Source organism: Oceanospirillum beijerinckii DSM 7166, assembly GCF_000422425.1.
GTDB lineage: Bacteria > Pseudomonadota > Gammaproteobacteria > Pseudomonadales > Halomonadaceae > Oceanospirillum > Oceanospirillum beijerinckii.
In genome coordinates this window covers 58742-85733 of sequence record NZ_AULT01000028.1, presented here as the reverse complement: position 1 = coordinate 85733, position 26992 = coordinate 58742, and the positions used below count along the sequence as shown (strand labels likewise).

The window sequence follows — 26992 nt, the reverse complement described above, 5'->3', positions numbered from 1 at the left end:
GATAGGCTGCACTGCCTCTCCCGCGATATGCTCCCTGGATGGCTTGCAAATCCAGACTATCGACAACCTCTACAATAAAGCGAGCTAAATGATCTTCAGGCAGCCAGTCATCAATAGATGGAGGAAGTAGATAAGGCGTTTGACGATCGATGGTACGAAAGCGACTCATGATATATCCTGCTGGAACCTGAAAAGGGCTATTATCCTAGATCTGGATGAAATGGGCTAATAGTCCGACAGGCTGCTAGCTCATATATTCTGATAAACGTTCAGTGTGATGTCGGGTTTCTTCGATCAAATCACTGATCTCTTTAACTGAGTCTGTTGTTCTGATTGACAGTTGACGCACTTCATCCGCGACCACCGCAAAGCCTCTTCCTGCTTCGCCTGCACGAGCTGACTCAATTGCTGCGTTCAGGGCCAGAAGATTGGTTTGCTCTGAAATACTATTGATATTGCCAATGATACGACCAATTTTCTCCAGAACCTGGGTCATGGCGCCGTAGGTGTCGGAGACGACTTTATTGCGCTCAGAAATATCATTGCCATACATTAGGTATTTTTTAACACTACCATCGATATTGATCAAAGGAGTGACAGATAATGCTAAAACAATATCATCCAGCCCTGTTTGTTCAAATCGGATCTCAGAGCTTACCGCTTCACCAGCTTTTAGTTGAGCGACTTTCTCCGCAGCCAGCAGATCAAATAAGTTGCCCATAGTGTGCTTTAATTGATCAACCGCCTGAGCCCCAAAGCTTTCATAGGTTATTGTATTTGCGAAGTCCAGTTGCCCTTTAGGAGACCACTCCATAACAATATTCGATTTATCAATAGCCTGCAGACGGACATCATTCTCCAGCGCTTGTCGTTTAGTCGCATCAATATTAGCCTGAATAGAGATATAGCGTTCAATGGTGCCATCAGGCGCGAAAACTGGATTGACAGCCAAAGAGATCCAATAACTACCACCCGATTTATCGTAATTTAAGATTTCCTCATAAAAAGCATTACCTTTACTGAGCGCATCACGAATACGACTCACCGTCTCTGGATCAGTATGTTCACCTTGTAAGAAATCTCCCGGCTTTTTACCTACAACTTCTTGAAGTGTATAACCAGTTAACCGCGTAAAGCCTTGATTCACATACTCGATTTCGCGACGGTTGTTTGTGATAACAACAGAATTATCCGTTTGGTTTGCAACCAGAGATAGGACTGCAAACTCCTCTTCTTGCTTCTTACGTGCGGTGATATCTTTTAAAAAAGCGGTGTAAAGTGTGCGGTTTTCCAATGAGATTTTTGATAGCGACAGATTAACGGTTAATTTACGTCCATCAAAAGTTTCGAGGGGAAGATCGACAGAGGAACCAACCACACGGTTATTTCCGCTACTGCGATTGCGATTAACGTAATTATCATGGTTAGGCTTGACAAAATCGGGCACTAAAATTTTGACATTCTTGCCCATGACTTCATCGCGGGAGCAGGCCCATAGCTTTTCTGCAGCGCGGTTGAAAAAAACGATATTGTTTTTTTCGTCGATGGTCACAACAGCATCAATGGCCTGCTCCAGTGTTTGATCGATAATTTCCTGAGCTTCACGCTGTTTCGAAATATCCTTCACCATGGCGGTGTAGCCAATCTTATCATCGCGTACCACTTTGGACAGTGACAGGTTCACCCAAAGTAGTTCGCCATCTTTCCGTCTTAGCTGAATGTCCAGAGCTGTGCCTACCAACTTATCCTGGCCTGTTTTCCGGTGATTATTCACATAATCATCATGGTTGGGCTGGATCGAATCAGGGATGAGCATTTTGACATTTCTGCCCAGCACTTCGCTGGCTTGATAGCCCCAGAGTTTTTCAGCCGCAGGGTTGAAATAAACAATGTTGTTATTTTCATCAATCGATACAACGCCATCAATGGCTTGGTCCAGAATCTGTTTCAGATGATTCGATTTGTTTTTGAATAATTTCAGCATACTTTGGACACCTCTTTGCGCAGTTATACGACAAAAGGTATCATTTGGTTTATCCGAAACCGCGCTTGTTACTGATTTGGTAATTGAATGAAACAGGTTCTAGCCGATTACTCAGCCAGTATTTCTGAGTTGAAGAAAAACCCTACAGCGTTGCTGAATGAGGCTGATGGGGAGGCTATTGCGATATTGAATCACAATACGCCAATGGCTTATTTGGTACCTGCTGAAACATATGAGCTGATGATGGATATGCTGGATGACTACGAGTTGACTAAATTGGTTGAAAGTCGTCGCGGTGATCTGTCAGAAGCTGTAGAAGTCGATATTGATGCCTTATAAGCCGAAAAGCCCAGCACTCACTGGGCTTTCCCATCCTAAAACCCAATCCCTATGTCTCAATCGCATTCAAGTGATTCAAAAACAGTGTAAAAATCTCTGATTGAGTTGAGGTATTCAGTCGGCTATGAATATTCTTTCTATGCACTTTTACGGTGCCGACACTGATACTGAGTACGTCAGCGATAGATTTCGATGAGTGCCCCTGTAGAATCAATCCCAGAATTTCCTGCTCCCGCTGAGTCAGTACGCCGCTGGCAAAGGTTTTCAGTGCTTGTTTAATTGGGCCTTCGGATTTTTCGTATTTCACATATTCCTGAGATTGAGCCAGCCAGAACTGGTGGATTAGAGATTCAATCACCGGGTAGATGCTTCTCAGACGGTTCAGTTCGGCGCGAGTGATACTACCCAGGAAGGACTTGCGGCCTAAGGTAATAGCACAAGTGGTGCTCTGATCTAGTTGTACGATGAGGTTGATCTCGTCCACCAGATCGAATTTTTTGTAGCAGCTTTGGTAATACTCGGTTTCTTCAAAGGAGTCTGGGCAGATATCCACCAGACGACTGATACCCGGCTGCAGGCCGTTTTGGATGGCGTTAAATAGCGGGTCGAGAATAAAAGCCTTATTGACATAGTTATGCAGTGTTGGACTTTGCTCTGCCGGGTCCGATGGGTGCAGAATGATGGGTGTGAATGATTTTTTATAGGTCACTATCAGGATGGTGTCGAAGTGACAGTGGCTGCTTAATACTTCTTCTAATACGGTGAGGAAGCTGGGTACACGCAAGTGATGAATCAAAAGAGCCAGATCTTTAGCGCATTGGCTGGTGATCAGTTCCGGGTTGACTTTCTGCTGCATCATTTATTCTCCGGTTTGCTCTTGAAAGGATAGTTGGTATTTTAGAGAAACATGTAACTTATTGTTTATACTAAATAAAAATACCCGTTAAGCAAGCCTGATCCAAAGAATAACCTGGAGAGGTTCGATTAACGGGCATTTCGGTTTAGCTAACTGACTTGAGCGTCAGGTTGAAGCAGTGCAGTGCTTTTTCACACAGTTCGTCTACTTCTTCACGGGTGATCACCAGAGGTGGCGACAGTACCATACGGCTGCCTACTGCACGCATGATCAGGCCGTTGTTAAAGCAGTGCTCACGACAGATATAGCCGATATCCAGATCACCTGGGAAGAACTCTTTGGTTTCTTTGTCTTTAACCAGTGCGATACCCGCAACCAGGCCGATACCTTCAATATGGCCTACCAGTGGGTGGTCTGCCAGAGTCTCACGCAGTTTCTGCTGGAAGTAAGGGCCGATATCGTTCGCGACGTAGTCAACGATATTCTCTTCTTTCATCAGCTTGATATTCGCCAGTGCTACCGCAGCGGCTGCTGGGTGACCGGAATAGGTAAAGCCGTGGTTGAAGTCTTCATTGTGGGCGATCAAGGCATTAGCGATACGGTCACCTACGGCGACTGCTGAGATAGGCAGGTAACCGGAAGACAAGCCTTTTGCCATAGACATAATGTCAGGTTTGATGCCCAGAGTCTGGCTACCGAACCAGCTGCCGGTACGGCCAAAACCACAGATCACTTCATCAGCGGCCAGCAGGATATCGTATTTATCACAGATCTTTTGAATTTCTGCCCAGTAGTTGGCCGGTGGAACGATTACACCACCGGCACCTTGAATCGGCTCACCGACAAAAGCGGCGACGTTATCTGGACCGACTTGCAGAATTTTCTCTTCCAGTGCTTTAGCACAAGCGATACCGAACTCTTCTTCGCTCATATCACCGGCTTCACCATACCAGTATGGCTGACGGATACGCTCAATGCCGCCCACACCCGGTGCACCTTGTTTGTGCATACCGCTCATGCCGCCCAGGCTGGCACCGGCCACAGTACTGCCGTGATACGCATTTTCACGGGCGATCAGAATATTTTTGTAGGGCTTACCTTCGATGCACCAGTATTGACGCACCATACGGATAATGGTGTCGATAGCCTCTGAACCTGAGTTTGCAAAGAAGATATGGTTCAGGTCACCTGGCGTGACGCTGGCAATCTCTTGTGCCAGTTCAGCGGCAGGCATATGGGAGGTTTGGAAGAAGGTGTTATAGAACGCCAGCTTCTCCATCTGTTGAGTGGCCGCTTCAACCAGCTCTTTACGGCCATAACCCATGTTGACACACCACAGACCCGCCATACCATCCAGCATCTTCTGGCCTTCGCTGTCCCACAGATAAACACCTTCTGCGTGAGTAATAACACGGGCACCTTTTTTATTCAGTGCTCCGGTGTTGGTGAATGGGTGCAGGTGGTGGGCCGCGTCCAGGGCCTGATATTCAGTTGTCACTGCATTATATTTTTTGTCTTGGGACATGGTCGTTCTCCTAAACGTGGGGAAATCTCTTTCCGCACCAAAAGCCTAATAACGAAATTGTGATCAAGTTTTTGTTAACAAAATCGCTCTCGTTTTTGTTAATGAAGCTAATTTTGTGATCACAAAATTAAAATGTCAATATACCTACTAAGGCGTAGAGGAGCGTAAAAAGACCGTTTCTTAGCCTATGTCTGATCTGTTTTATAGCGTTAAAAGCCCGTTCTAACAGGCTTTTAACAAAAAGCTGTATTGAGCGATGTTTAAAGTGTGATTAGGAAAATATTTTCTAAAAAGGATGAAAAAAGAGCCGGAAAGCGGAAATTTTTGCTGAAAAAGGAAGCTCTATCTGTGAAATGGTCTGTCAAAGCTGCAGGTTTTAAGATCGAATTTAAGGGCTGTTTAAGACGGGCAAGCCCGCCATAGATAAGGTGATAGAAGAGGGGGTTATACCATTCCCGATAAGTTTCTTAATATCAGAGTAGGTTGGATAAGCGAAGCGCCATCCGACACTGGCTCTGATTATTGTCGGAAGGCGCCTTGCGGCTTTTTCGACCTGCAACAACTTATCTGGTTTGGTATTAATCGGCCTCAGAAGCAGACTGTTCAATAAAGCTATGCAGCAGTTCCGGTGTTACGGCAAAAGCAAAGCCTTCTCGAATATCCGCAGCGATTGCCAGTTGCAGTGCCAGGGCATCCTTTCTCTCTATAGCCTGTAATGCCTCGTTGTGACGGTCAATAGTGTAATGCTCTTCCAGGCGACTATTGGCCAGGCGCATAAAGGGACCCAGCTGTAACCACAGGCTCTCGATCAACGGCAGCGTGATTTGATGAGGGTTCGCGGTATACAGAGCACGGTGGAAGCGTTGGTTACGTACCGTAATCTGCTCCATATCGTCATTGTCCTGAGCTTCATCGATCTCTTTATCCAGTTCGATCAGCTCCTGCAGGCGCTCGTTATCGATATAGGGCAATGCCCGGGCAGCGGCGTGAGACTCCAGATTAATCCGTGCTTCACACAGCTCGTTGAACTTCATCGCCGTCATTTTAGGCACCATAACGCGCCGGTTGCCCTGAATTTCCAAAGCACTTTCTGCTGCCAGTTGGCGTAGCGCTTCCCGTACCGGCATGGGGCTGACATCCAGGATTGCGGCGAGTTCGCGGATGGTTAATGCCCGGCCAGGCAGGATCTGCCCGGTCATAATGGCATTGCGTAACGTGCTGTATACCCACTGGGTGATAGTTACACTTTCATCGCGCTTGGTTAAGGTAATTCTTATTGGTGATTTCTTATCCATTTTGGCCTTAAAGTCCTAGATTGAATATAGAGTCACTGAATGGTGCATTTCATCTTAATGTGATCACCATAGTGGTGCAAAACAATAAATTGACTAAATGCTGTTGACGCTATTTTTAAATTGTGATCATATCTTTCTTAAATTTGTGATCACAATAATTGAATTTTTAGTGATCGGCAATCTGATCAAACGATCTGTTGTGACGGCACATATTTAAATCATGCCGCGCTGCATTGGTTCGACAGACGTCAATTGGTCGGATGGTTTTTTAAAGAGAGAGTTTATATGTCTTCCAGCTCAGACAATCAAAAAGAATTTGATCTATTTATTACAGATCTTAACGGCAATCTTCGTGGCAAGCGTATGCCCGCCACTGCCCTGGGCAAAGTAAAGGAAGAGGGGGTGAAGTTGCCCCGCTCAGTCATCGGCTTTGATTTCTGGGGTGATGATGTGTTGGAGAACGGTTTGGTTTTTGAAACCGGTGACAGTGACGGTGTGTGTAAGCCGGTTCATGCTGAGCCTATGCCTGTATCCTGGGCGCAGGCACCTCGTAATCAGATCCTGGCTATGATGTTTAACCCTGACGGTACGCCATTCCGCGCTGATCCACGTCAGGCGCTATGCGGTATTGTGGAGCGTTTTAAGGAAATGGGTCTAACCCCGGTTGTGGCAACAGAATTGGAGTTCTACCTGATGGATGCCAAGTCTGAAGAGATTCAGCGTCCACGACCTCCGATTATGGATGAAGGGCATGGCCGCCGTCTGAGTGCAACAGACTGTTACTCCATTGAAGAGATGGACAATATGGAAGGCTTCTTTGCTGAAGTGCGTCAGGTTTGCGCCGAGCAAGGTGTGCCTGCGGATACCATTATCTCTGAGTTGGGTCCGGGCCAGTTTGAGATCAATATGAATCACGTCGCTGACCCAGCGCTGGCAGCGGATCATGCCATTCTGTTTAAGCGTCTGATTAAAGGTGTGGCGCGCAAACATGGTCACTCAGCCACCTTTATGGCGAAGCCATACGGTAATAAGAGCGGTAACGGCTTCCATGTGCACTTTAGCCTGATCAATGAAGAAGGCAAAAATGTGTTCGATAACGGTGGTGATGAAGGCTCCGATATCCTGATGCATGCGGTCGCCGGTCTGATGAACACCATGGCTGACAGTATGCTGGCTTTTGCTCCCCATCTGAACTCCTATCGCCGGTTTATGGCGGGTGCTCACGCGCCAACGTTTGCCAGCTGGGGTTATGAGAACCGTACCGTAGCGATCCGTATCCCAGAGAGTCCTTGTGTGGCCCGTCGAATTGAACACCGCGTGGCCGGTGCTGATGCGAACCCTTATCTGGTTTTGGCAGCGATTCTGGCGGGTGCGTTATACGGTATCGAGAACAAGCTGATGCCACCTAAGGCGATTGAAGGCGATGCCTACACTGAGGGCAATCAGGACCTGATACTGCCAAATAAATGGGATGAGGCCACTGAAATCTTCAGTGAAAGCTCTTTCTTGAATGAGTACCTGGGTGAAGAGTTTGTGCGTGTCTTTACCGCTGCGAAGCGCCAGGAGCAGCAAAAATTGCATGAACGTATCTCTGATATTGAGTACGAAGCCTACCTAGGTTACCTATAATTTGACTGAATGCCCCGGACTACAGTGCTTAAGCTATTGATTCGGGGTGTTTTTTTAAAATACCCATTGGGGGGTATATAGCGTCATTGGGATGCTGGCGTACAGTCATTACAGACCCAAAGCGTTGCAGATTTTCGACTGACGAATGGCTTGCATATTTAAGCAAAAGTTTCAGCCTGCGGCTGGAGAATAAAGCGCTTTTTGTAAGCGAAGCTTTTGTTTGAGTGCGTTAAACCATCATCAATAATAACAACGATGACCAATAAATCTTTGCACAGATCAAAAGGTTTGGCGGCATAAGCGGAGAAAAACAATGCATCAGAAAAAACTAGGTATAGCCGCAGCAGTTGCACTGACTCTGTCCACTTCAGCCTTGGCTGAGGACAAAGTGCTTAATGTGTACAACTGGTCTGATTATATCGATCCTGCAGCGGTTAAGCAGTTCGAGAAGGAAACGGGTATCAAAGTAAACTACGATGTTTACGACTCCAACGAGGTACTGGAAGCCAAACTGATGTCTGGCGGTTCCGGTTATGACGTTGTGGTACCAACCGGTGCTTTCCTGGAGCGCCAGGTTCAGGCAGGTATCTATTCTGAGATCGACCGCTCCAAACTGAGCAACTACGGTAATCTGGATACAGCACTGATCTCCAAGATTGAGCGTCACGATGCGGGTAACAAGCACAACGTACCTTACGCGTGGGGCACCATCGGTCTGGGTTATAACGAGAAGATGGTCAAAGAGCGTCTGGGCGATATGCCGCTGGATACTCTGGACCTGATCTTTAACCCGGAAGTAGCGGCTAAACTGGCTGATTGTGGTATTGGTCTGCTGGATTCTCCCGCCGAAGTAATGTCTATCGCGCTGAACTATATAGGCCTGGACCCTAACTCAGAGAGTAAAGCAGATCTGAAAGAGGGCACCAAGCTGTTGAACTCTGTACGTGATAGCTATAAGTACTTCCACTCCGGTAAATATATCTCTGATCTGGCCAACGGTGAAATCTGTGTCGCACTGGGTTACAACGGTGACATCCTGCAGGCGCAAAGCCGTGCAGAAGAAGCGGGGCAGGGGAATAAAATCGGCTATGTCATTCCGAAAGAAGGCACGCTGGTATGGTTCGATCTGTTAGCGATTCCAGCGGATGCTCCTCATAAAGATGAAGCTCATCAGTTTATTGATTACATCCTGAAAGCTGAAACCAGTGCCGGTATCTCCAACTATGTTTACTACGCCGTAGCGAATAAAGCGGCTGAGCCCATGCTGAATGACGATGTTAAGAACAACCCAGGTATCTACCCATCTGAAGCAGTAAAAGCCAACCTGTTTACTCAGAATGCGCACACTGCCAAGTTTGATCGTCTGTTAACTCGCGCCTGGACTGGAATCAAGACAGGTCGGTAATAATCGATCAGTTTTACAGCCTGAAAGCCCGATAAGATAAGGCTTAAGGTTCTAAATTATACAGAGGGAAAACCTCATTTTCCCTCTGTTTTAAGCGAGAAAAAAGAAATACCAATCCAAGTTAATTATCGTAGGTCGGAAAAGCCGCAAGGCGCCTTCCGACAATATCTGAGTATCAGAATAATGTCGGATGGCGCTTCGCTTATCCAACCTACCCTGATATTAAAAAATTGTTTGGAAATGGATAAGGAATGCAATAGAGAGCAACTAGATAAGTTTTTTAATCGGCATTTAAAGCCATGGTGTTTAAAAAGCTTATTTAGAGGCTCCCTTAAGGGTGGTCTGGCCGTTTCTGTTTCCAGTTTTGTGACAGCTAACAACAGAATCACTAAATAAGAATAAGTACTGAGGGTTAGTTATGACTTCATCCCAACCGATCAACCTCCAACAAGCCGCTTCGGCAGACACTGCTAAAGTGCCGTCGTGGAAACAAAACAGTGACGAACCCTTCCTTCGCATTGAAAACATTACCAAGAAATTTGGTGAGTTTACCGCGGTTGATAATATTTCACTGGATATCTACAAAAACGAACTGTTCTGTCTGTTAGGTGGTTCCGGTTCCGGCAAAAGTACTCTGCTGCGTATGTTGGCGGGTTTTGAAGCGCCGACCAGTGGCCGTATTCTGATCGATGGCATTGATATGGCGGGCATCCAGCCCTGGAAGCGCCCGGTCAATATGATGTTCCAGTCCTATGCCCTGTTTCCCCACCTGAGTGTGGCGGATAACGTAGCCTTTGGCCTGAAACGTGAAGGTGTTGGCCGCAGTGAGACCAAACAGCGTGTTGAAAAGATGCTGGACATGGTTCAGTTGGGGCATCTGGGTAAGCGTAAACCACATCAGCTGTCTGGTGGTCAGCGTCAGCGTGTTGCTTTGGCCCGTGCATTGATTAAGCGTCCAAAACTCCTGCTATTGGATGAGCCCCTGGGTGCGTTGGATAAAAAATTGCGTGAAGAGACTCAGTTTGAGCTGATTAACATCCAGGAAGAACTGGGTGTGACCTTTGTCGTGGTAACCCACGATCAGGAAGAGGCTATGACGTTGTCGACCCGTATCGGGGTAATGAACCACGGTGTGATCGTGCAGACTGATGAGCCGCACGATGTTTACGAGTACCCTAACAGTCGTTTTGTGGCGGAGTTTATCGGCTCGGTGAACCTGTTTGAAGGTGAAGTAATTGAAGATGAACCGGATACGGTGCGTATTAAATCTGAAGAAGCCGGTGCGACACTGTATATCAATCACGGTATCAGCTGTGCGCCAAACCAGATTGTTCATGTTGCACTGCGTCCTGAAAAGATCAAGATCAGCCATGAGAAACCGGAACAAGACGAGAACTGCATCCATGGTGTGATCGAAGAGATCGCCTATATGGGCAGCCTGTCGGTGTTTAAGGTGCGCCTGGCCAGTGGTAAAGAGGTGCGTGTTACTCAGCCGAACTTTAACCGTCATATGGGCGAGCGCTTTACCTGGGATGATAAGGTGTTTCTGTCCTGGGACGTTGACAGCAGCGTGGTACTGACATCATGAGTACAACATCACGCCTGCCTTGGATTAACGAGTCCTCCTCGCTAATGACCAAGTACAACTTTATGCGTCGCATCAACTGGGGTCGTTTCTCCGTAGTTGGTGTGCCTATGCTCTGGTTGGGGATCTTCTTCTTTGTACCCTTCTTAGTGGTATTTAAGATCTCCCTGGCTGAAACCGCCATTGCAGTGCCGCCTTATACCTCTCTGTTTGAGATGGATTGGGAAGAGGCCTATATCAACATCAAGCTCAATCTGGGTAACTATCTCTACCTGTTTGAGGATGCGTTTTATCTGGATGCTTATCTAAGCTCCATTAAGATCGCGGCAGTTTCCACTTTCTTTACCTTATTAGTGGCGTTTCCGATCGCTTATATGATCGCTCGTGCTGACGGCCCAAAACGCGGCCTGCTTCTGGCGTTGGTGATCTTGCCGTTCTGGACCTCTTTCCTGCTGCGTGTTTACGCCTGGATGGGCTTTTTGAAGAAAAACGGCATCGTGAATGAGTTTCTGCTGAGCATGGGCATTATTGACCAGCCTCTGACTCTGCTTCAGACCGATTTCGCGGTGTATATTGGTATCGTTTATACCTATCTGCCGTTTATGGTGCTGCCGCTGTATAGCGCGTTGGAAAAGTTAGATATGACTCTGCTGGAAGCGGCTGAAGATCTGGGTTGTCGTCCATTCCAGAGTTTCTTCCTGATTACGTTGCCTTTAGCAATTCCAGGTGTTGTTGCAGGTTGTCTGCTGGTATTTATTCCTGCAGTCGGTGAGTTTGTGATTCCTGCGCTGTTAGGTGGCTCGGATACCCTGATGATTGGTCGTGTCCTGTGGGATGAGTTTTTCCTTAACCGTGACTGGCCGATGGCTTCTGCGGTAGCGATTGTAATGCTGGTTGTACTGGTACTGCCGATTATGTTGATCCGTAATGGCCAGGGTAAAGAGGAGGCTATCTAATGAAACGCAGATCACTCTTTCTAAATATTACGGCGGGTTTTGGTTTCTTGTTCCTGTACGCGCCCATTATTGCTCTGATTATCTACAGCTTTAATAAATCCAAGCTGGTGACCGTCTGGGGTGGTTGGTCCCTGAAGTGGTACAGCGAGCTGTTTAACAATGAGCAGATTATCAATGCGGCCTTGCTCAGTCTGAAGATCGCCTTTATCAGTGCCACCCTGGCGGTGGTATTGGGCACCATGGCCGGTTTTGTGTTGAGTCGCTTTGGACCTTTCCGCGGCAAGATGATTCTGTCCGGTTGGATTACGGCACCTCTGGTAATGCCTGAGGTGATTACAGGTCTGTCGCTACTGCTGCTGTTTGTGGCGATGGAAGGCATGTTCGGTTGGCCTGCAGGTCGCGGTACCGGCACCATTATTATCGCTCATACCACCTTCTGTATGGCTTATGTAGCGGTGATTGTTCAGGCCCGACTGTCCTCTATGGATGAGACGCTGGAAGAAGCGGCGATGGATCTGGGTGCTAAGCCATCCTCACTGTTCTTCCTGGTAACACTGCCGCTGATTGCACCGGCAATTATCTCCGGTTGGCTGTTGTCGTTCACCCTGTCGCTGGATGATCTGGTTATCGCCAGCTTCGTATCCGGTCCGGGTAACAGCACCCTGCCGATGGTGATCTTCTCCAAGGTGCGCTTGGGTGTCACCCCAGAGGTGAACGCACTGGCGACTATTATGATCGCTATCGTAGCCATCGGTGTGATTGCTGCCATGTACCAGATGCGTCGACAGGCACGTATGTTGGCCAAGCCACAATAATCAGATCTGAAAATATCAGAATCGATCCATTCCAAACTGCATTTAGCTAGCAAAAATTAGCAACTAATAATTAGAGACAACCCTGCAGAGCCTGATTCCGGGTTCTGCAGGCATTCACATCGACAGGTATAGAGATGAAATTAGGTATCTTGGCGACGGGTATTACCCCTGATGAGTTATTGACCCAATACGGTTCCTACGCAGATATGTTTGTTCAGCTGTTTGATCAGGCACGGGAACACTTTGAATATGAAGTGTTTGATGTGCGTGAAGGCCGTTTTCCGGGCGGAGCAGAGCAATGTGATGGCTGGATCATTACAGGCTCAAAGTTCAATGTTTATCAGAACCTACCCTGGATGCAGCAGTTAAAAGAGCTGATTATCGAGATTCATGCGGCAGGTAAGCCTCTGGTAGGTATCTGCTTTGGTCACCAGATTGTAGCGGAAGCCTTTGGCGGTAAAGTGGACAAGTACTCCGGTGGTTGGGGGGTGGGGCTGCACAGCTATGAGCTGAAAGGCTCCTATGACTTCCTGGCCGGTGCGCCTTCTGCGTTTACCATCAGTGCGATGCATCAGGATCAGGTGATTAATAAGCCGGACAACGCTGAAGTGTTTGCCAGCTCCGAGTTCTGTCAGTATGCCGGTTTGCTCTACGACAACCAGATTTTGACCTTCCAGGCACACCCGGAATTTAATATCGCTTATGAAGATGAGCTGATCAATCTGCGTAAAGGTGCAGTGATCCCGGATGAAGCGGCAGAGCAAGGTCTGGCAAGCGTACGTGAAGATGATGCCGTGACCGATTCTGTGGTTGTGGCAGGCTGGATGGCTAACTTCCTGCGCTCCCGCGCCGCCTAGTACCTCTCTTGCAGCTGCCAGGATCAGGCAGCTGCTCCTTTCAAAAAAATAATAATTTCACGGTGCGGATCTGCACTGGCGATCTTCTATTGTCTACAGAATGATGAAATAGCGGAGTGACTATGAGTATTTCCGTCGGTCAACGCATCGCTCTGACACTGATTGTGATTCTATCCCTGTTCCTGCTGACCTCAGTGGCGTCCTACCACAGTTTTAATTCTGTGGGAGAGCAGGTGGATATCGCAGTCAATAAAGCATCTCCCCGAGTGGCGGTCAGTGGTGATCTGAGAGCCAACCTGCTAGAAACCAAATATATCCTGCTGGAGTATCTGTCCGGTAAAGGCTCCCAGGCGGGAGAGGATGTCAGCCTATCCCTACAGCGTATCGAGCAAACTTTCGCCGCCGCTTTTCAGCAACTACAAGCTATTGAAGGCAATAATGCTTCCCAGGCATTAACCGATGCTCAGGAAGCGACAGACAATATTTTTACCAAGTCCAATCAAATCGTGCAGCAAAAACAGCTGTATTGGACGCAACAACAGCAGATTCAGGAACAAGCGGAAGAGTATAAGTATCTGGCGGGTGAGATCGTTTACACCCTGGAAGATCTGCTGTTTGAAGAGTTTCGCTATGACTACCTAAAGGTACTGAAACCGCTACGGGATGATCTCTCTTTTTTGACGTCAAAAGTAACGGACTTGTTAACAAACAGTAATAGGACTGAAGCAGAGAAACAGTACCAGGACATTCTGGTAACCATTGCGCGTATAGAAACAGGTATCTCAGAAGCCAAAACGTTGGATGAAGACGCTTACGAATCCATTATCGAAACCTGGCAGCCCTATAAAGCCCAGTTGCAGGACAATAAGCTGACGCTGGTATCTCATTTGAATGCCATACGGGCAACGGAACAATCTACAGTACTTTTGGCAGAGATTGAGACTTTAGTAAATCGCAATGAAGGCTTGATAGATCAGTTTATTCAGCTGGCGAAACAGCAGGAAGGAGAAGTGAAGGCCTCTACTTCCGGTACTATCCAACAGGGCAAACTACTGATTATTGTCGGTGCTGCTTTGGCGGTGATCTGTTCGCTGCTGTTTGGTCTTCGTCTGATCCGTTATCTGCAAAGTGCATTGCGTGACGTGGTATCCGGTATGGCGCGTATTGCTCAAGGGGATCTGACGACGGCGCTGCCGGTGAAAGGTAATGATGAGCTAACCGAGCTGTCAGCCAGTACCAACCAGTTATCTGAGCAGCTGCGTGATCTGGTTAATCAGATCAAAACCACCGTCGATCAGGTACATAACACCGCCAAAATAAGCTCGGATATCAGCCAGGAAACCCTGCAAGGTGTTGAGCAGCAAGGTGTGCAGAGCGCTCGTTTATCCGCTACAGCCACCGAGATGGAAGCCAGTTCAAATGAGGTCGCAGATCATGCCCGTCAGACCCTGGATGATGCCATTCAGGCAGCGGATATTCTGCTGTACAGCAGCAATGCTTTACAGAATAACAATCAGGCGATTCGTCAGCTATCTGAGCAGGTGTCTTCTGCGATGCATGAAGTCAATCAGCTGAAAAAACACAGTGATTCTATTAGTGAAGTGATCGATGTGATTCGCTCTATTGCTGAGCAGACTAATCTACTGGCCCTGAATGCGGCTATTGAAGCAGCCCGTGCCGGTGAAACAGGGCGTGGTTTTGCGGTAGTTGCCGATGAGGTGAGATCACTGGCAACACGAACTCAAGGTTCTATCACCGATATCGAACAGATGGTGTCTAATCTGCAAGCCGGTGCTGAGAAAAGTGCTAAAACCCTATCGGCCTGTAGCTCTGAGGCGGTCAATTGCAGTGACCAGCTCAGCGTCAGTACTCAGGATCTGAATCAGGTATTAGAAGCGGTACAGCGTATGCGTGAGATGAATTCTCAAGTGGCCACGGCTACGGATGAGCAGCGCAGTACGGTAGTGGATATCAGTCAGAGCCTGACCGAGATCAGTACGATTATGGTGCAGACTACACAGGGTGCGGAAACAGCAGCTCAGCAAAGTCAGTCCCTGCTTAATATGTCGGATAATCTATCCCAGCAGGTACTGAGGTTTAAGGTCTAGATGTTAGCTGCTTAGTGTAGATTCAGGAGATAGGAGAATCCTGAATTAAATCTTTGGGCTAGTCGCATTAACTGTAAGTTAGTATATTGTCGGAAAATTTAACAACAACCGCAAAGGTTGAATAGAGTAACCCTATTAAATAGCAGGAAAAGTTTATGAAGCTGGGTATTTTGGCCACAGATATAGGCCCTGAGATGCTGGTGGATCAACACGGCAGTTTTGCGGATATGTTTGTAAACCTGTTCAACAGGACTGACAAGGGTTTTAGCTATCAAATTTATCCTGTGCTGGATAATATCTTCCCAGGTTCACTGGATGAGTGTGATGGCTGGGTTATTACAGGTTCTGTTGCCGGGGTATACGATAACCTCCCATGGATGGAACCCTTAAAACAGCTTATTGTTGAGATTTATGAGCAGAAGCGACCTATGGTCGGTATCTGTTTTGGCCACCAGATTGTTGCCGATGCGCTGGGTGGCAAAGTCGAAAAATTCTCTGGGGGCTGGTCTCTGGGGGTGCAGGATTATCAAATTGAAGGTGTACACGACTTTATTCCGGGTGGAATTGGAAGCTTCGCCATTAATGCTATTCATCAGGATCAGGTAATTGAGAAGCCTGATGCCAGTGAACGTTTGGCTTATTCCAGCTTCTGCAGTAATGCAGGTTTGGTATATGGTGAACATATCGTCACTTTGCAGGGCCACCCTGAGTTTACCCAGAGTTATGAGCGTGATCTGTTGAATGCTAAGCTTGAAACAGCCTTCCCCTTAGACCTTAAACAAGCGGCTCTGGAAACTGTGGAGAGTAAAAAGCTGGACTCCCCGGACGTAGCTGTATGGCTGGCGGATTTCTTAGAAAATGCTTTTAAAGCTTACAAGGAGCACCAGCAGACGATTGAGGCATAATAACAAGTGACTCATGAGGAAAGGGGGCAGTAAAAGGTGGATATTTCTGCCCTCTAAAAACTACTTTACCTGCATTAAAGCCCACTTGACGCAGGCCAGTCCAGTGGGCTCTTATCTACGCTTTAAATTCCGGGAGCGCTTGATATAGACAACCAAAGAGCCACACAGGTGCATTAGTACTCGCTACTTAGCCTTCAACTTCGAATAGGCTGGGAGCATCAGAATCATAATCAAAGGCCCCCAGGAAAGTCAGATATTCATCTTTGCTGATATTGGTCTGGCGCAGACTATATTCACACTCAAACAATAGTACAATCCAGCTGACTTGCTCCATTTTGTTCTTGCGGGCTTTGCTCATCAATTGTGGCATATAAGACTCAGAGAATGAACATTCTCCAGCGGCTTGGCGGATATCAACTAAGCCATCCAAACTGCCGTTGGTTTCCATATTGTCCGGCAGAAAGAACTTTAACTTAAAGTTGTTCGACCAGAGATTAGTGGCACGAGTGTTGTTACGAGAAAATGTTTCTTCAAAATATTCATCAGGGATATCGGCGTAAGGATGCTGCGAAGCCCAGACGGATACTTTATTTTTCTTGCTGAAATCAAACATGAATTGGCTCTTAAAGTTACTTGATGGCTATAGCTTTGTGGCCTATTTTAACAGTCAACGATGGGATAAACACCCGTCGGTTAATGTGGTCGTGATAGAGATATTATTTTTCTTGTGTCAGCTTGGATTCAAGTAGCAAGTGCAACTATTTGAATAACGGGTGATTTAGAGAGCAGGGCTTTTGGTGGGCAGCTTACGATAGTGTTGCTATTTCAGAAGTACCCCGGCTTAAACTGCCGGGATACTGTATGGGGCTGTCTGTATTTTCTTATATGACTTCTGCGAAATAAGGCGAATAAGGCGGTAGTCAGGCGATATTTAATTGTTCCAAATCAGTACCTTCCAGTGTGCGGGAGATTTTCATATGAGCGAGCTCAGGACTCATTAAGTTGAGTTCATCAGCGTAGCTGCTTTCAGATGACATTGGCCCCTTAAGAATACGAATAACCGGGCGGGTGCGGTTTTCAGGGTTAATACCTGTCACAACGGCTACTTGACTGTCTTGAAGTTCAACCATGCATCCTGGAGGATAAACACCAAGGGCTTTAATGAATTTTTGTACCAGTTGAGAGTCGAAAAGAGTAGCACGCCAACTGTACATTTTAGATAACGCCTGAGTTGGGCTGGAGGCGCCGCTATAAAAGCGCTCGCGTGTCATCGCTTCATAGGTGCTGGTAATACCCAGGATTTGAGCCATGTAGGGAATCCTGTCTCCTTTCAGGCCTTTAGGATAACCTGAGCCATCATAGCGTTCATGATGATTGCCGATAATATCCCTCAGTTCGCGAATACCTGACAGTTCGTCATGCAGACCCACAAAACTTAACCCTTCAGTAACATGGTACTCAATGGCTTTTCGTTGAGCATCATTAAGGGGGCCCTCATGGTTTAACAGATACTCTGGTACTTTCAGCATACCGACGTCATGCAATAAGGCGCCTAAGCCTAATATACGTGTCTTACGTTTGTCTAACTGAAGATACTGAGCAAATGCAATAGTCAGAATACAGACGTTTACTGATTTTTCTGCAAGCGTCAGTTCTTTCTCTTTTAGCCGTGAAATGAGGAGTAGGGAGCCTGCATCATTGAGTGCATCATCGGTTAATCGTTTGACCGCATTCGTCAGGTTTTCGCAGCTTACCGTGTCGCCATTACTAATGCGGGTGAAGACATCCTTAATTTCGTTTACACAAACAGCAATGTGGCTTTCTATTTTTTGCAGCTCTTTACGGCTAAGTAATTCCGGTACAGCAAGTAAACCTTTGCGTTCTTCTAATGGTATCTCTTCAGCGGGTTCCATGCTTTGAAGAGGTTGCTGTTCAGTCGGGATTGAGGCTTTTTGTGCTGATTGTTCCGCCTTTTTTCGGCGCAAATGCGCAAGGGAGGCAGGAGTGCACTCTTTAAGATCGATACATACGGTCTTACAGTACTCCTGGAGTAGTTTCATCTCCTTTTCCGTTTTAACGGTAAAGCGTCTGCGCCAGAAGGGAGATTTTATCCAATCAATATCAAGCTCAACGATATGCATGCCGATACGTACATGCTCTACTGCTAATTGTTTCCGCATAAACAAACCTGGCCGTAGGCCTTCCCTAGAATCTCGTCTGAGTAAATAGGACCAAACAAAAAGCCTTTAACCTCTTAGAAAAGAAGAAGCTTTGCCAGCTGTAGGCCGAAAGGTGGTCGAAATCCTTTTGCTTAGGTGTCTATTCAGTTTACAAAAGTATTCCGATGCTAACCGTGAGACCTAAGAATACGGGATTACTGGCGCTGGAGACTTTCGTTTAGTTGTTTAGTTTTTTAGTTTTTATCAGGTGCTTAATTCCATGCTCTGACTATTCAGGCTATGCAGTAAATTGCTATCAGGCTGGTAAAAGCGCTACTTCACTAATAAGCATGTTCATACTAAGACATGTATGTTGCATGGGTATATAGTGTTTTAAGCCAAATATGTTTAATTTTGTAATTAATGGAAAATATCCTGATGGCTTGTAGGAAAATGGCTATTATCTGTGTGATATATAGGCTCCTTCTTTTGCAGGATTTATCTGTTGTTTATCTTTTCTGCTTAAAATACTGTGATAGCTCAATAAAGTATTTAATATATTTCTTAATGATTGGATTTGATGTTACTTTTATTAATAGCTTGAATAATTAATGATACAGCGGCGGGCCGTGATAAATGGCCCGCTATTTTATAGCTTGAACTGGCTTTATTCTAATGAACTTTCGGGTTAAGAATGGGCCAATGCTGGTTAATCGCGACGGCTTACGGCGATAGCCACCACGCCATCTTTCACCGAGACACTCTGTAGCTCATCAGCGTGAGTAGAGAAGTCGATAAAGCCTTTTTTCTCAATATTGAAGGGATTCGCTACGCTGATCATATCAACACGCTGCTGTTCACCATTGGTGACGTACAGTGTTTTGTTTGCTGGATTGTAATCGATAATCTCAGCGGCACCTTTGTCAAAACTGCCCAGTTTAACCGTACTCAGTTTGGTGATCGCACCAGTACCGGCCAGTTGATATAGGCTCACAGTGGCGCTCATCTCGTTAGCAACCGCCAGGTAGTGCTTGCCATCCTGCTGGAAATTCACCATGCCCTCCGGCTCCAGATCACCGGCTTGCTCTGGTTTTTGGCTATAGTTGATATCGTTAAAGTACTGGATCTGCTGTGGACGGTATGGGTTGGTGATGTCGTAGACAAAGATACCGCCCTGTTTTTCTAGGCCGATATAAGCAAAGTGACGATCACCAATCTGGGCAATCGACAGGGCTTCAGGTTCTGCACCTTTTTTCAGACTGCGGGCGTCGAGACCTTCAAAGAAGAAACCGTTGTCATCATTATCCACACGGGTGTTAAATTGTTGTGGCAGTAACCGTGCCAGGGTTTGTTCAAACTGAGCGCCGCTGTCAAAGATCAGATGACCCTGAGCATCCCAGATAGAGAAGGAACGGGTACCTGCCATATACAGAGAGTCGTATTGGCCATTGCTGTTCATGCCCATATCTTTAAAGACACGTAGGGATTCACTGTTTTGATTGGCCAATGCTTGTTTCAGCTCAGGTGACAGTGTTTTTAGCTTTTTGGTCTTGGTGTAATCTTCCCAGCCATCGTATTCGCGGTCATCGCCCTCGTTGGCCGTTACGACATAGTCTTTGCCGTTAACATGGTAGCTGGCGATGGTATCCGGCTGATACAGGGAGTAGATATTATCTGGGTTACTGGCTGTTGGGTTAGCCTTACCATCATCTGATATATCCATCTGCTGACCGCGTATACGCACACTACCCAGATCTTTGACTTCGGTGATCTGCTCTTTTTCCAGGTCAATTAAACCCAGGGCGTTGTTTTCCTGCAGGGATACCCAGGCCTTTTTGCCGTCTTTACTGACTGCGATATATTCTGGCTCTAAATCCTGAGCAGCCGTACTACCCGGCTTAATACGTACCTGACCGTTCATTGGGATCAGAGCAAAGCCTTGAGTGGTTACTTTAGCTACTTTTTTGCTCTCATTCAGAGTAATAAAGCTCACCGAACCTTCCGGATCGGTTTTATAATCGTCGGTGGGTTCACCTTCGTTAGCTACTAACAGCTTAGTCGGACTCACAAAACGCACCATATCTGGCAGATGGCCCACATTGGCTGCATCAATAAACTGCCCCTCAGCGCTATACAGTAGTACCTGACCACCGCCGATATCCGGGTTTGTTACGGTTTGAGTTTGCTGAGTAGCGTTACAACCGGTCAGTAGCGCTGTGGAAATGCTGGCTGCTAACAGTGTTTTGATGGCAGTTTTCATATTATCCCTTATTTCTCTCTTCACTAATGATTTATACCATTCCCGATAAGTTTCTTGATATCAGAGTAGGCTGGATAAGCGAAGTGCCATCGGACATTTGCTCGGGTATCGGATGACTGTCGGAAGGCACCTTGCGGCTTGTCCGTCCAACAACAACTTATCGTGTTTGGTATTAGCTTGTTATTAAGTGCAGGTTCTGTGATTGAAAAACGACTACATTTGACGCTTTGATCACAGGCAGTAGTGCCATAGTTTCTGGTGGTCTTATGTAAAGGTGATGACAAAGTAGTGACTTTTTTTGGAAGCTATTGTTGAGTTTTTGGAAGAAGGGTATCACAGGCTGCCGTCTGAAGATTTGCACAGCAGCCTGCTTAATAGCAAGAGAGTGTAAAGGCGGTTATTCGCTGACACGCCCTCTGGACCAAGAGTTATAGGCCGCAATCAGGCTATAGATCAAACACAGTGACAAGGAAAATTGCAGCACAAATAACAGATCTGGGTACTGTTCCGGTTTGAGTTGACTATTCCCCAGGATCTGATTAAACAGCAGCACCACAATGGCCATACTGAACATATTGCCCAGCGTACGTGAAAGACTCAGCAGGGCTGTGGCAATACTCAGGCGATCTTTAGGTACTGCGCTAAGGGCTGCATTGTTATTCGGTGAAGAGAAGAAACCAAAGCCGGTCCCCAGTAACAACAGGCCGATCACTAGCTGAGTCATGCTGGTTTCAGCATTTATGCCTATCAGGCAGATAAAACCGCTTGCAAATATCAAACAACCGGATGTGGCAATCATTCGGGCATCAAAACGATCCGATAAACGTCCGGCAATCGGAGCAAAACAGGCCATCATTAATGCTTGAAGTAGCACCAGCTGCCCTGAATCTGCCGGTGACATCTGCTGGATATACTGCAGATAGAGGCTGAATAGAAACAACAGAGGCGCATGGGCGGCATACATAAACAGGCCTGCCAGCATAGAGCGGTTTAATACTCGATTCTGTTGCAGGGCGTTAATGTTGACCAATGGTTGCGAATTGGCTTTCTGCTGATGGATAAACCATGCCAACAGTAAAAAACCTACAGCCAATAGCAATAGATAGGGCCAATCTGGTAACCCTGATAGCGCGAAGAAGAGTGCGGAGGTCCAGCTAACAAACAGCAGGCTGCCGCGCCAATCAAATTTGCCCGGCTTTTCGCTTTTCCAATCGCCTTTAATGGTTAGCAATACGAAGGTAATTGCCAACGCTAACAAGGGAGTAGGGGCCCAAAAAACACTGCGCCAGCCCAATAGCTCGGTCAGCCAGCCGCCGAGAGTCGGGCCGCAGGTTAGCCCCAGATAAACCGAAGTAGAAACAAAACCCAGCGACATGCCACGATTCTTATCGCTGGCCAGGGCACTGGCCATAGCTAACGCAGTACCAAATACCAAAGAGCTGGATAACCCCTGTAACAAGCGAATCACTAAGAGAGATTCAACGCTTTGAGGCAGAAACACCAACAGAGATGCCAGAGTGAAGCACAGTGTGCCGGTGAGATAAACCCGTTTGCGTCCCAGCATATCCGCCAGCCGACCCGCAGGCAGCATAAGCACCACGCTGCCCCACAGATTGATGGTTGATAGCCAACTGATGGCTACTGCATCAGCTGCCAGCTCTTCTGCGACCATAGGCAGGGCAATATTTACAGCCGACATCGCTTGCGGAATTAAGAAAGTAGCCAGACATAAACTGGCTAGCGCTAATGCATTAGAGCGTGTAACAGCAGAGGTCTGCCGGGACATAGATTACCGTCCTATGGGGCGTGTCATCAGTACAGAGAGCGGGCTGGCACTAAAAATAGTGAACAGCCTCATCTCTGCTGAAAATTGAGTTAAAGGCTGGCACCCTCGCCGCGTTCTCTGCGAGTGGCTTTACCTGTCACCATAAAGAGTAGTTGAATGCTCATCACAGGCAGTAACCAGGCCAGACCTTGATCATAGAGTGGCAGGAAAGATAGGGCATCCAGTGCCACACCTGCGGCCTTAATACCTTCAATAGCGCCGAAAATAGTCGCGACGGACAGGATGGCGATTAAAGCAGGCTTTTTGTTTGTGATCTGTGGGCTGTACAGAGTGTAAAGAATCAGCGCGATTGCGATTGGATACACCGCGACCAAAACCGGAATACTCAGCTCTATTAATAAACCCAGTTCCAGATTAGCCATCATCATACAGAAAACCGCATTGATAAGCACAAAGTGGCCGTAGGATAAGTGTTTACTTAAGCTGGCAAAATAATCGGAACAGGCACTAAGCAGACCTACTGCAGTCGTTAAGCACGCCAGTGTAATCACGCCTGCCAAAGTGATCATGCCCACCAGACCGAATTTGTCCTGAACATAATGTACCAGGATCTCACCACCGTTGCTTGTACCGGCAATACCGAAGTTAGCGCCCAGTACAAATAGCGAAATATAAACAAAGGCTAAGCCAGCAGCGGCAATGACAGCTGAAATGGCCAGATAACGCGATTGTTGTTGAAAATCGGTGATGCCTTTTTTACGTAACAGATCAATGATCAGCATACCAAACATAATGGAAGCCAGAGCATCCATGGTGTTATAGCCATCCAGTACACCTTTAGTAAATGGGGAGGCGACATAAGCCGGGTCCGTTGGTTGTACGGTGCCTCCTTGAGCAAACAATACTGAAATAGCCAGTACAGCCAGCAGAAGGATCAATAGAGGGGTAAGTATCTTACCTATAGAGTCCATCAGCTTGCCAGGAAAGAGGGAAAGCAGTGTTGCTATAGCAAAAAAGGCCAGAGAATAGAGCCATTGTGGTAGAAGAAGATCATCATAGACCACAGCAAAAGGCTGAACACCCAGCTCATAGGCGACCAGTGCGGTACGGGGAGCCGCAATTAAGGGGCCGATAATAATAAAAATAGCCACCGAAATAGTGACACCAATAGCCGGTGGCAGCAGGCGGGTCATATTGGAGATACCACCCCCGGCCTTGGCGACAGCAAAAAGCCCCAATAAGGGCAAACCTACCGCCGTACATAGAAAGCCTAACATCACAGGCAAAGCCTCACTTCCTGCCAGCATACCGGCTTTGGGTGGGAAGATAATATTGCCTGCCCCAAGAAAAAACGCAAAAGTCATAAAACCCAGGCCAAAAATGTCGGCCTTTGTTAGCTGTTTAGTCACAACAACCCCAAAAATAAATAAGAACAACAGAAAAAAGTGTATCCCTTTCGGGCAAGCGGAGGGTTATAACATCAGACAAAATTGATCTTCAAGTAAAACTACTTATAGGTAGATAGAAAATCTATATATTGCTGATTTATTGAAATATTTATGTAATGAATAAATGTGTTTTCGGTGTGAACAGCGTTTTTGATTAATTTTATCTGGTCAGGTTTATGCAGATAAATTTCTCATAAGCCGGAATCGCATAATGATAAAAAGCACTGCTGTCTTAGCCGATTAATGCTGGTTATTTCTAGCGGTTTAGGGATCTACTTTTTTCGCTGAAAAGAGTTTGCACTTCTCTGGCTAAGTGGAAGTTAGCTTTCCACTTTGACTTTTTCGATCTGCTGTAACCCCTGCTGTAACACCCAGCGCCAAGGGCTTTTTGGTGACTGGCACGTTCCTTGATTAATAGATCTGTCAAAAACTCAGGTTTGGGCATAACAATGACAGATAACAACAATCCAACTGCTATTGCTGCAACAACTGACTGTTCCGATGAGACAAAAGTACTCATTTTGGGTATTGGCAACGTGTTATGGGCTGATGAAGGTTTTGGTGTGCGCTGTGTACAGGTGCTGCATCGTGATTATCTTTTTCCTGACAATGTGCAGCTGATGGATGGCGGTACGCAAGGCATCTACTTGGTGCAACATGTCCAGGAAGCGGATGTTCTGGTGGTTTTTGATGCCATCGATTATGGCTTGAAGCCGGGCACTATGAAAATTGTCCGTGATGATGATGTGCCTAAGTTTATGGGGGCCAAGCAGATGAGTCTGCATCAAACCGGTTTTCAGGAAGTGTTGGCTATGGCGGAATTTACCGGTGGTTATCCTGAAGCTTTGCTACTGGTAGGTGTGCAGCCGGAAGAGCTGGAAGACTTTGGTGGCAGCCTGCGCGAACCTGTGCAGCAACAGGTTCAACCCTCTTTAGATGTCGCACTGGAATTTCTTGCCCAGTACAACATCTTTCCGACGAAACGTGAACAGCCGTTACCTGACGAGGAACTGCTGGCACCGGATCAACTGGAGCAATCCCGCTATGAAGGCGAACGTCCTTCTGAACAGGAAGCGTTCCGCGGCGGCGATGCCCGCTTTTTAAATCGTCAGTTTACGACACAAGAGGATTAACCGATGTGTATCGGTATTCCTATGCAGGTTGAGCAGATCAATCTTGGTCGTGCCTTATGTCGCGATATTGATGGTAATAGCCGTTGGATCGATATCCAGTTGGTAGAACCGGTAACGACAGATCAATGGCTGTTGGTATTTCTTGAGGCCGCCCGTGAGGTGATCTCACAGGAACGGGCAGAGCAGGTGAATCGAGCATTAAAGGCGATGTCGGCAGTGATGCAGGGCCAGGGTTTTGATGAAGCCTTGTTTGCTGATCTCACAGAGCGGGAGCCTCAGTTACCACCGCATCTGCAAGCGCAATTTGATCAACAAAAACAGAACAATTAGTTCAGAAAAATAATAAGAGATAGATCGAGAAACAGAGGATAGAAGCGTGCAGTTTGAACAAGAGAAACCGATCCCTTTTTTACAACACCCACTGATTCAACAGCTGGTGGCAAGTCGCTATCCAGTATTAAACGATCAAGCTGATCTGGATGCCCTGGCGGCTCAAAGTGAGTTTCAGATACTGCTATTTGGTGAGCAGCCTCATCGTTTTCCAGAAACCCTGGATGTGGCCGTTGTACTGCCAGAACTGCTGACTGGCTTGCAGAATCAAGGGGTTGATATTCAAGGCGCTGTGGTCAGTACCGAGATCGAAAAAGAGTGGCAACAACGTTACCACTTCCGTGAATGGCCAACCCTGGTATTTCTGAAACAGGGTGCTTATCTGGGGCAGATCAGCCGTATTCAGAACTGGGATGATTATTTACGTCAGATTCCGGCTATTTTGGCCAAGCCTGCGGCAGCAAACCCTGGTGGGGATATCCCACTGGCCAGCTTGAGTTAATACCCATCAAGATAAGTTGTTGTTGGTTGGAAAAGCCGCAAGGCATCTTTCGACAGCATCGGGAATGGTATAAGCCAGCATTAATAATTGGTATGGATCAAAAGCTTAAAGAGCTTCTAAGAAACAATAACAAAACAGGTGTGATGATGTTTGATGGTCAAATCCCCGCGTTCAATATGCCAATGGGCCCAGGCAGTCAGGATGAATCTGAAGATGGTGAAGTACTGAACTATATGCCGATGCCAAAGGAGATGGCAGCCTACGATATGCCGATTCTGCCTGAAGATGATCTGGTTGAAAGCGTACCCGAACTGAAACAGCTGCTGCACACGTTGTTGGATCAATTGGGCCGATATAGCAACAGTCGTGAAAATCAGCAGTTGGATCTGCTGAAATGGCCCAAGCCTGCGGTTGAGCTGTTGAACCAGATTCTAGGTGAGGGCGAGGTGAGTATTCTTGTGGATACCGTTTCTATTTCTCAAGGAGCAACCAGGAGTGAAATGGCTGGTGATACTCCATCCCAACAGCGTTGGCAGATTCAGGAAACCGTATTGGCAGGGGTTTGGCGTATTCAGTGCCAAAACGAAACCGGGGAGCTTATCAGTGATCTACTGGAAGTAGCCGATATTCCTCAATTAGTACGCCAGCAAGCCTTTGAGCAGGCTCGTATTCCTGATCAAACCGAATGGTTTGCAGGTGAAAAGCCTCAAGGTGTGATAAATGCGCCGATGGTGTTGGTTGAACTGCGAGATCAGGCCGATCAGCTAAAAGACACTATCGAACAACAGAAAGTCCCTCATGTAGTCAACCTGAGCCTGCTACCGATATCTCCGCTGGATCTGGACTATATCAACGAAAGACTGGGCATTGGCCCCATCACCATACTGTCCCGTGGTTACGGTAACTGCCGTATTACCGCGACAGCACTGCCGAATACCTGGTGGGTGCAGTACTACAACTCTGGTGATCAGCTGATTCTGAACACGCTGGAAATCTGTGCTGTACCTGAAGTGGCTTTGGCCGCCAATGAGGATTTCGAGGACAGCATCGAACGTCTGCAGGAGATTATTGAGGCTTACAAGCAGGATACGGCCTGATCTGGCTGTTAACGATTT

General features: G+C 47.0%; 22 protein-coding genes and 1 pseudogene. 13 read left to right on the top strand and 10 right to left on the bottom strand.

The window, feature by feature from the left end; translation table 11 throughout:
• Together H579_RS28890 and H579_RS29865 are read right to left on the bottom strand one after the other, a co-directional pair.
• A pseudogene (locus tag H579_RS28890) lies at positions 1 to 169 on the bottom strand (IS5/IS1182 family transposase); the annotation flags it as partial.
• A 75-nt stretch (positions 170 to 244) separates the two neighbouring features.
• Complete coding sequence (locus H579_RS29865; RefSeq protein ID WP_084624056.1) at positions 245 to 1984, bottom strand: PAS domain S-box protein; 1740 nt, start codon at positions 1982 to 1984, stop codon at positions 245 to 247.
• A gap of 87 nt (positions 1985 to 2071) precedes the next feature.
• Between H579_RS29865 and H579_RS0109430 the strand changes: the two genes are divergently transcribed.
• Entirely contained in the window at positions 2072 to 2323 is a 252-nt protein-coding gene (locus H579_RS0109430) for a type II toxin-antitoxin system Phd/YefM family antitoxin (RefSeq protein WP_028300468.1), read from the top strand.
• Between the two features lie 49 nt (positions 2324 to 2372).
• On the opposite strand, the gene H579_RS0109425 is transcribed toward H579_RS0109430, so the two are convergent.
• The 3 genes from H579_RS0109425 to H579_RS0109415 all read right to left on the bottom strand — a co-directional run bounded on the left by H579_RS0109425 (position 2373) and on the right by H579_RS0109415 (position 5999).
• Positions 2373 to 3179: a LuxR family transcriptional regulator gene (locus H579_RS0109425; protein WP_028300467.1), complete on the bottom strand. Its 807-nt coding sequence runs from the start codon at positions 3177 to 3179 to the stop codon at positions 2373 to 2375.
• A 145-nt stretch (positions 3180 to 3324) separates the two neighbouring features.
• Complete coding sequence (locus H579_RS0109420; protein WP_036565921.1) at positions 3325 to 4704, bottom strand: aspartate aminotransferase family protein; 1380 nt, start codon at positions 4702 to 4704, stop codon at positions 3325 to 3327.
• 578 nt (positions 4705 to 5282) lie between these two features.
• Entirely contained in the window at positions 5283 to 5999 is a 717-nt protein-coding gene (locus H579_RS0109415) for a GntR family transcriptional regulator (RefSeq protein ID WP_028300465.1), read from the bottom strand.
• Positions 6000 to 6284: 285 nt separating this feature from the next.
• Between H579_RS0109415 and H579_RS0109410 the strand changes: the two genes are divergently transcribed.
• The 8 genes from H579_RS0109410 to H579_RS0109370 all read left to right on the top strand — a co-directional run bounded on the left by H579_RS0109410 (position 6285) and on the right by H579_RS0109370 (position 16259).
• On the top strand, positions 6285 to 7628 hold the full coding sequence (locus H579_RS0109410; protein ID WP_028300464.1) for a glutamine synthetase family protein: 1344 nt from the start codon (positions 6285 to 6287) through the stop codon (positions 7626 to 7628).
• Positions 7629 to 7941: 313 nt separating this feature from the next.
• Positions 7942 to 9033 carry a polyamine ABC transporter substrate-binding protein gene (locus H579_RS0109400; protein WP_028300463.1) on the top strand — a complete coding sequence of 364 codons (1092 nt, stop codon included), beginning with the start codon at positions 7942 to 7944 and terminating at the stop codon, positions 9031 to 9033.
• Between the two features lie 418 nt (positions 9034 to 9451).
• Complete coding sequence (locus H579_RS0109395; protein ID WP_028300462.1) at positions 9452 to 10621, top strand: ABC transporter ATP-binding protein; 1170 nt, start codon at positions 9452 to 9454, stop codon at positions 10619 to 10621.
• Complete coding sequence (locus H579_RS0109390) at positions 10618 to 11574, top strand: ABC transporter permease subunit (RefSeq protein ID WP_028300461.1); 957 nt, start codon at positions 10618 to 10620, stop codon at positions 11572 to 11574. Before H579_RS0109395 ends, H579_RS0109390 begins: the two co-directional genes overlap by 4 nt.
• Entirely contained in the window at positions 11574 to 12389 is an 816-nt protein-coding gene (locus tag H579_RS0109385) for an ABC transporter permease subunit (RefSeq protein WP_028300460.1), read from the top strand. Before H579_RS0109390 ends, H579_RS0109385 begins: the two co-directional genes overlap by 1 nt.
• A gap of 134 nt (positions 12390 to 12523) precedes the next feature.
• Positions 12524 to 13246 (top strand): glutamine amidotransferase-related protein, encoded by a 723-nt coding sequence (locus H579_RS0109380; RefSeq protein WP_028300459.1) that lies wholly within the window; start codon positions 12524 to 12526, stop codon positions 13244 to 13246.
• A gap of 122 nt (positions 13247 to 13368) precedes the next feature.
• Positions 13369 to 15354, top strand: a complete 1986-nt coding sequence (locus H579_RS0109375) for a methyl-accepting chemotaxis protein (protein WP_028300458.1) — start codon at positions 13369 to 13371, stop codon at positions 15352 to 15354.
• A gap of 155 nt (positions 15355 to 15509) precedes the next feature.
• Positions 15510 to 16259 (top strand): type 1 glutamine amidotransferase, encoded by a 750-nt coding sequence (locus H579_RS0109370; protein ID WP_028300457.1) that lies wholly within the window; start codon positions 15510 to 15512, stop codon positions 16257 to 16259.
• 187 nt (positions 16260 to 16446) lie between these two features.
• On the opposite strand, the gene H579_RS25060 is transcribed toward H579_RS0109370, so the two are convergent.
• From H579_RS25060 to brnQ, 5 genes are all read right to left on the bottom strand, one after another.
• Positions 16447 to 16872, bottom strand: a complete 426-nt coding sequence (locus H579_RS25060) for an immunity 22 family protein (protein WP_051227491.1) — start codon at positions 16870 to 16872, stop codon at positions 16447 to 16449.
• Positions 16873 to 17179: 307 nt separating this feature from the next.
• Complete coding sequence (locus H579_RS0109360; RefSeq protein WP_028300456.1) at positions 17180 to 18439, bottom strand: cyclic di-GMP phosphodiesterase; 1260 nt, start codon at positions 18437 to 18439, stop codon at positions 17180 to 17182.
• 688 nt (positions 18440 to 19127) lie between these two features.
• A complete protein-coding gene (locus H579_RS25055) occupies positions 19128 to 20678 on the bottom strand; it encodes a choice-of-anchor I family protein (RefSeq protein WP_051227490.1) in 1551 nt (516 codons plus the stop codon).
• Positions 20679 to 21075: 397 nt separating this feature from the next.
• A complete protein-coding gene (locus H579_RS0109350) occupies positions 21076 to 22464 on the bottom strand; it encodes an MFS transporter (protein WP_028300455.1) in 1389 nt (462 codons plus the stop codon).
• An 89-nt stretch (positions 22465 to 22553) separates the two neighbouring features.
• Positions 22554 to 23873, bottom strand: coding sequence for a branched-chain amino acid transport system II carrier protein (gene brnQ / locus H579_RS0109345; protein WP_028300454.1), 1320 nt, complete (start codon positions 23871 to 23873; stop codon positions 22554 to 22556).
• A 488-nt stretch (positions 23874 to 24361) separates the two neighbouring features.
• Between brnQ and H579_RS0109340 the strand changes: the two genes are divergently transcribed.
• The 4 genes from H579_RS0109340 (at position 24362) to H579_RS0109325 (ending at position 26974) form a co-directional block, all read left to right on the top strand.
• The gene (locus H579_RS0109340) at positions 24362 to 25045 is read left to right on the top strand and encodes a HyaD/HybD family hydrogenase maturation endopeptidase (RefSeq protein WP_084624055.1); all 684 of its coding nucleotides are present in this window, start codon (positions 24362 to 24364) and stop codon (positions 25043 to 25045) included.
• A gap of 3 nt (positions 25046 to 25048) precedes the next feature.
• Positions 25049 to 25375, top strand: a complete 327-nt coding sequence (locus tag H579_RS0109335) for a HypC/HybG/HupF family hydrogenase formation chaperone (RefSeq protein ID WP_028300452.1) — start codon at positions 25049 to 25051, stop codon at positions 25373 to 25375.
• A gap of 46 nt (positions 25376 to 25421) precedes the next feature.
• Positions 25422 to 25877: a thioredoxin domain-containing protein gene (locus H579_RS0109330; protein ID WP_051227489.1), complete on the top strand. Its 456-nt coding sequence runs from the start codon at positions 25422 to 25424 to the stop codon at positions 25875 to 25877.
• A 92-nt stretch (positions 25878 to 25969) separates the two neighbouring features.
• Positions 25970 to 26974 (top strand): hydrogenase expression/formation protein, encoded by a 1005-nt coding sequence (locus H579_RS0109325; protein WP_051227488.1) that lies wholly within the window; start codon positions 25970 to 25972, stop codon positions 26972 to 26974.
• The last annotated feature ends 18 nt before the right edge of the window (positions 26975 to 26992 follow it).

Bases quoted from the DNA above. Each gene is read 5' to 3' on its own strand.
- H579_RS25055 (WP_051227490.1), bottom strand. From the start codon at position 20,678: ATGAAAACTGCCATCAAAACACTGTTAGCAGCCAGCATTTCCACAGCG.
- H579_RS0109380 (WP_028300459.1), top strand. From the start codon at position 12,524: ATGAAATTAGGTATCTTGGCGACGGGTATTACCCCTGATGAGTTATTG.
- H579_RS0109370 (WP_028300457.1), top strand. From the start codon at position 15,510: ATGAAGCTGGGTATTTTGGCCACAGATATAGGCCCTGAGATGCTGGTG.
- H579_RS0109385 (WP_028300460.1), top strand. From the start codon at position 11,574: ATGAAACGCAGATCACTCTTTCTAAATATTACGGCGGGTTTTGGTTTC.
- H579_RS0109335 (WP_028300452.1), top strand. From the start codon at position 25,049: ATGTGTATCGGTATTCCTATGCAGGTTGAGCAGATCAATCTTGGTCGT.
- H579_RS29865 (WP_084624056.1), bottom strand. From the start codon at position 1,984: ATGCTGAAATTATTCAAAAACAAATCGAATCATCTGAAACAGATTCTG.
- H579_RS0109425 (WP_028300467.1), bottom strand. From the start codon at position 3,179: ATGCAGCAGAAAGTCAACCCGGAACTGATCACCAGCCAATGCGCTAAA.
- H579_RS0109410 (WP_028300464.1), top strand. From the start codon at position 6,285: ATGTCTTCCAGCTCAGACAATCAAAAAGAATTTGATCTATTTATTACA.
- H579_RS0109350 (WP_028300455.1), bottom strand. From the start codon at position 22,464: ATGTCCCGGCAGACCTCTGCTGTTACACGCTCTAATGCATTAGCGCTA.
- H579_RS0109325 (WP_051227488.1), top strand. From the start codon at position 25,970: ATGGATCAAAAGCTTAAAGAGCTTCTAAGAAACAATAACAAAACAGGT.
- H579_RS0109395 (WP_028300462.1), top strand. From the start codon at position 9,452: ATGACTTCATCCCAACCGATCAACCTCCAACAAGCCGCTTCGGCAGAC.
- H579_RS0109430 (WP_028300468.1), top strand. From the start codon at position 2,072: ATGAAACAGGTTCTAGCCGATTACTCAGCCAGTATTTCTGAGTTGAAG.
- H579_RS0109360 (WP_028300456.1), bottom strand. From the start codon at position 18,439: ATGCGGAAACAATTAGCAGTAGAGCATGTACGTATCGGCATGCATATC.
- H579_RS0109420 (WP_036565921.1), bottom strand. From the start codon at position 4,704: ATGTCCCAAGACAAAAAATATAATGCAGTGACAACTGAATATCAGGCC.
- H579_RS0109400 (WP_028300463.1), top strand. From the start codon at position 7,942: ATGCATCAGAAAAAACTAGGTATAGCCGCAGCAGTTGCACTGACTCTG.
- H579_RS0109415 (WP_028300465.1), bottom strand. From the start codon at position 5,999: ATGGATAAGAAATCACCAATAAGAATTACCTTAACCAAGCGCGATGAA.
- H579_RS0109375 (WP_028300458.1), top strand. From the start codon at position 13,369: ATGAGTATTTCCGTCGGTCAACGCATCGCTCTGACACTGATTGTGATT.
- H579_RS25060 (WP_051227491.1), bottom strand. From the start codon at position 16,872: ATGTTTGATTTCAGCAAGAAAAATAAAGTATCCGTCTGGGCTTCGCAG.
- H579_RS0109340 (WP_084624055.1), top strand. From the start codon at position 24,362: ATGACAGATAACAACAATCCAACTGCTATTGCTGCAACAACTGACTGT.
- H579_RS0109390 (WP_028300461.1), top strand. From the start codon at position 10,618: ATGAGTACAACATCACGCCTGCCTTGGATTAACGAGTCCTCCTCGCTA.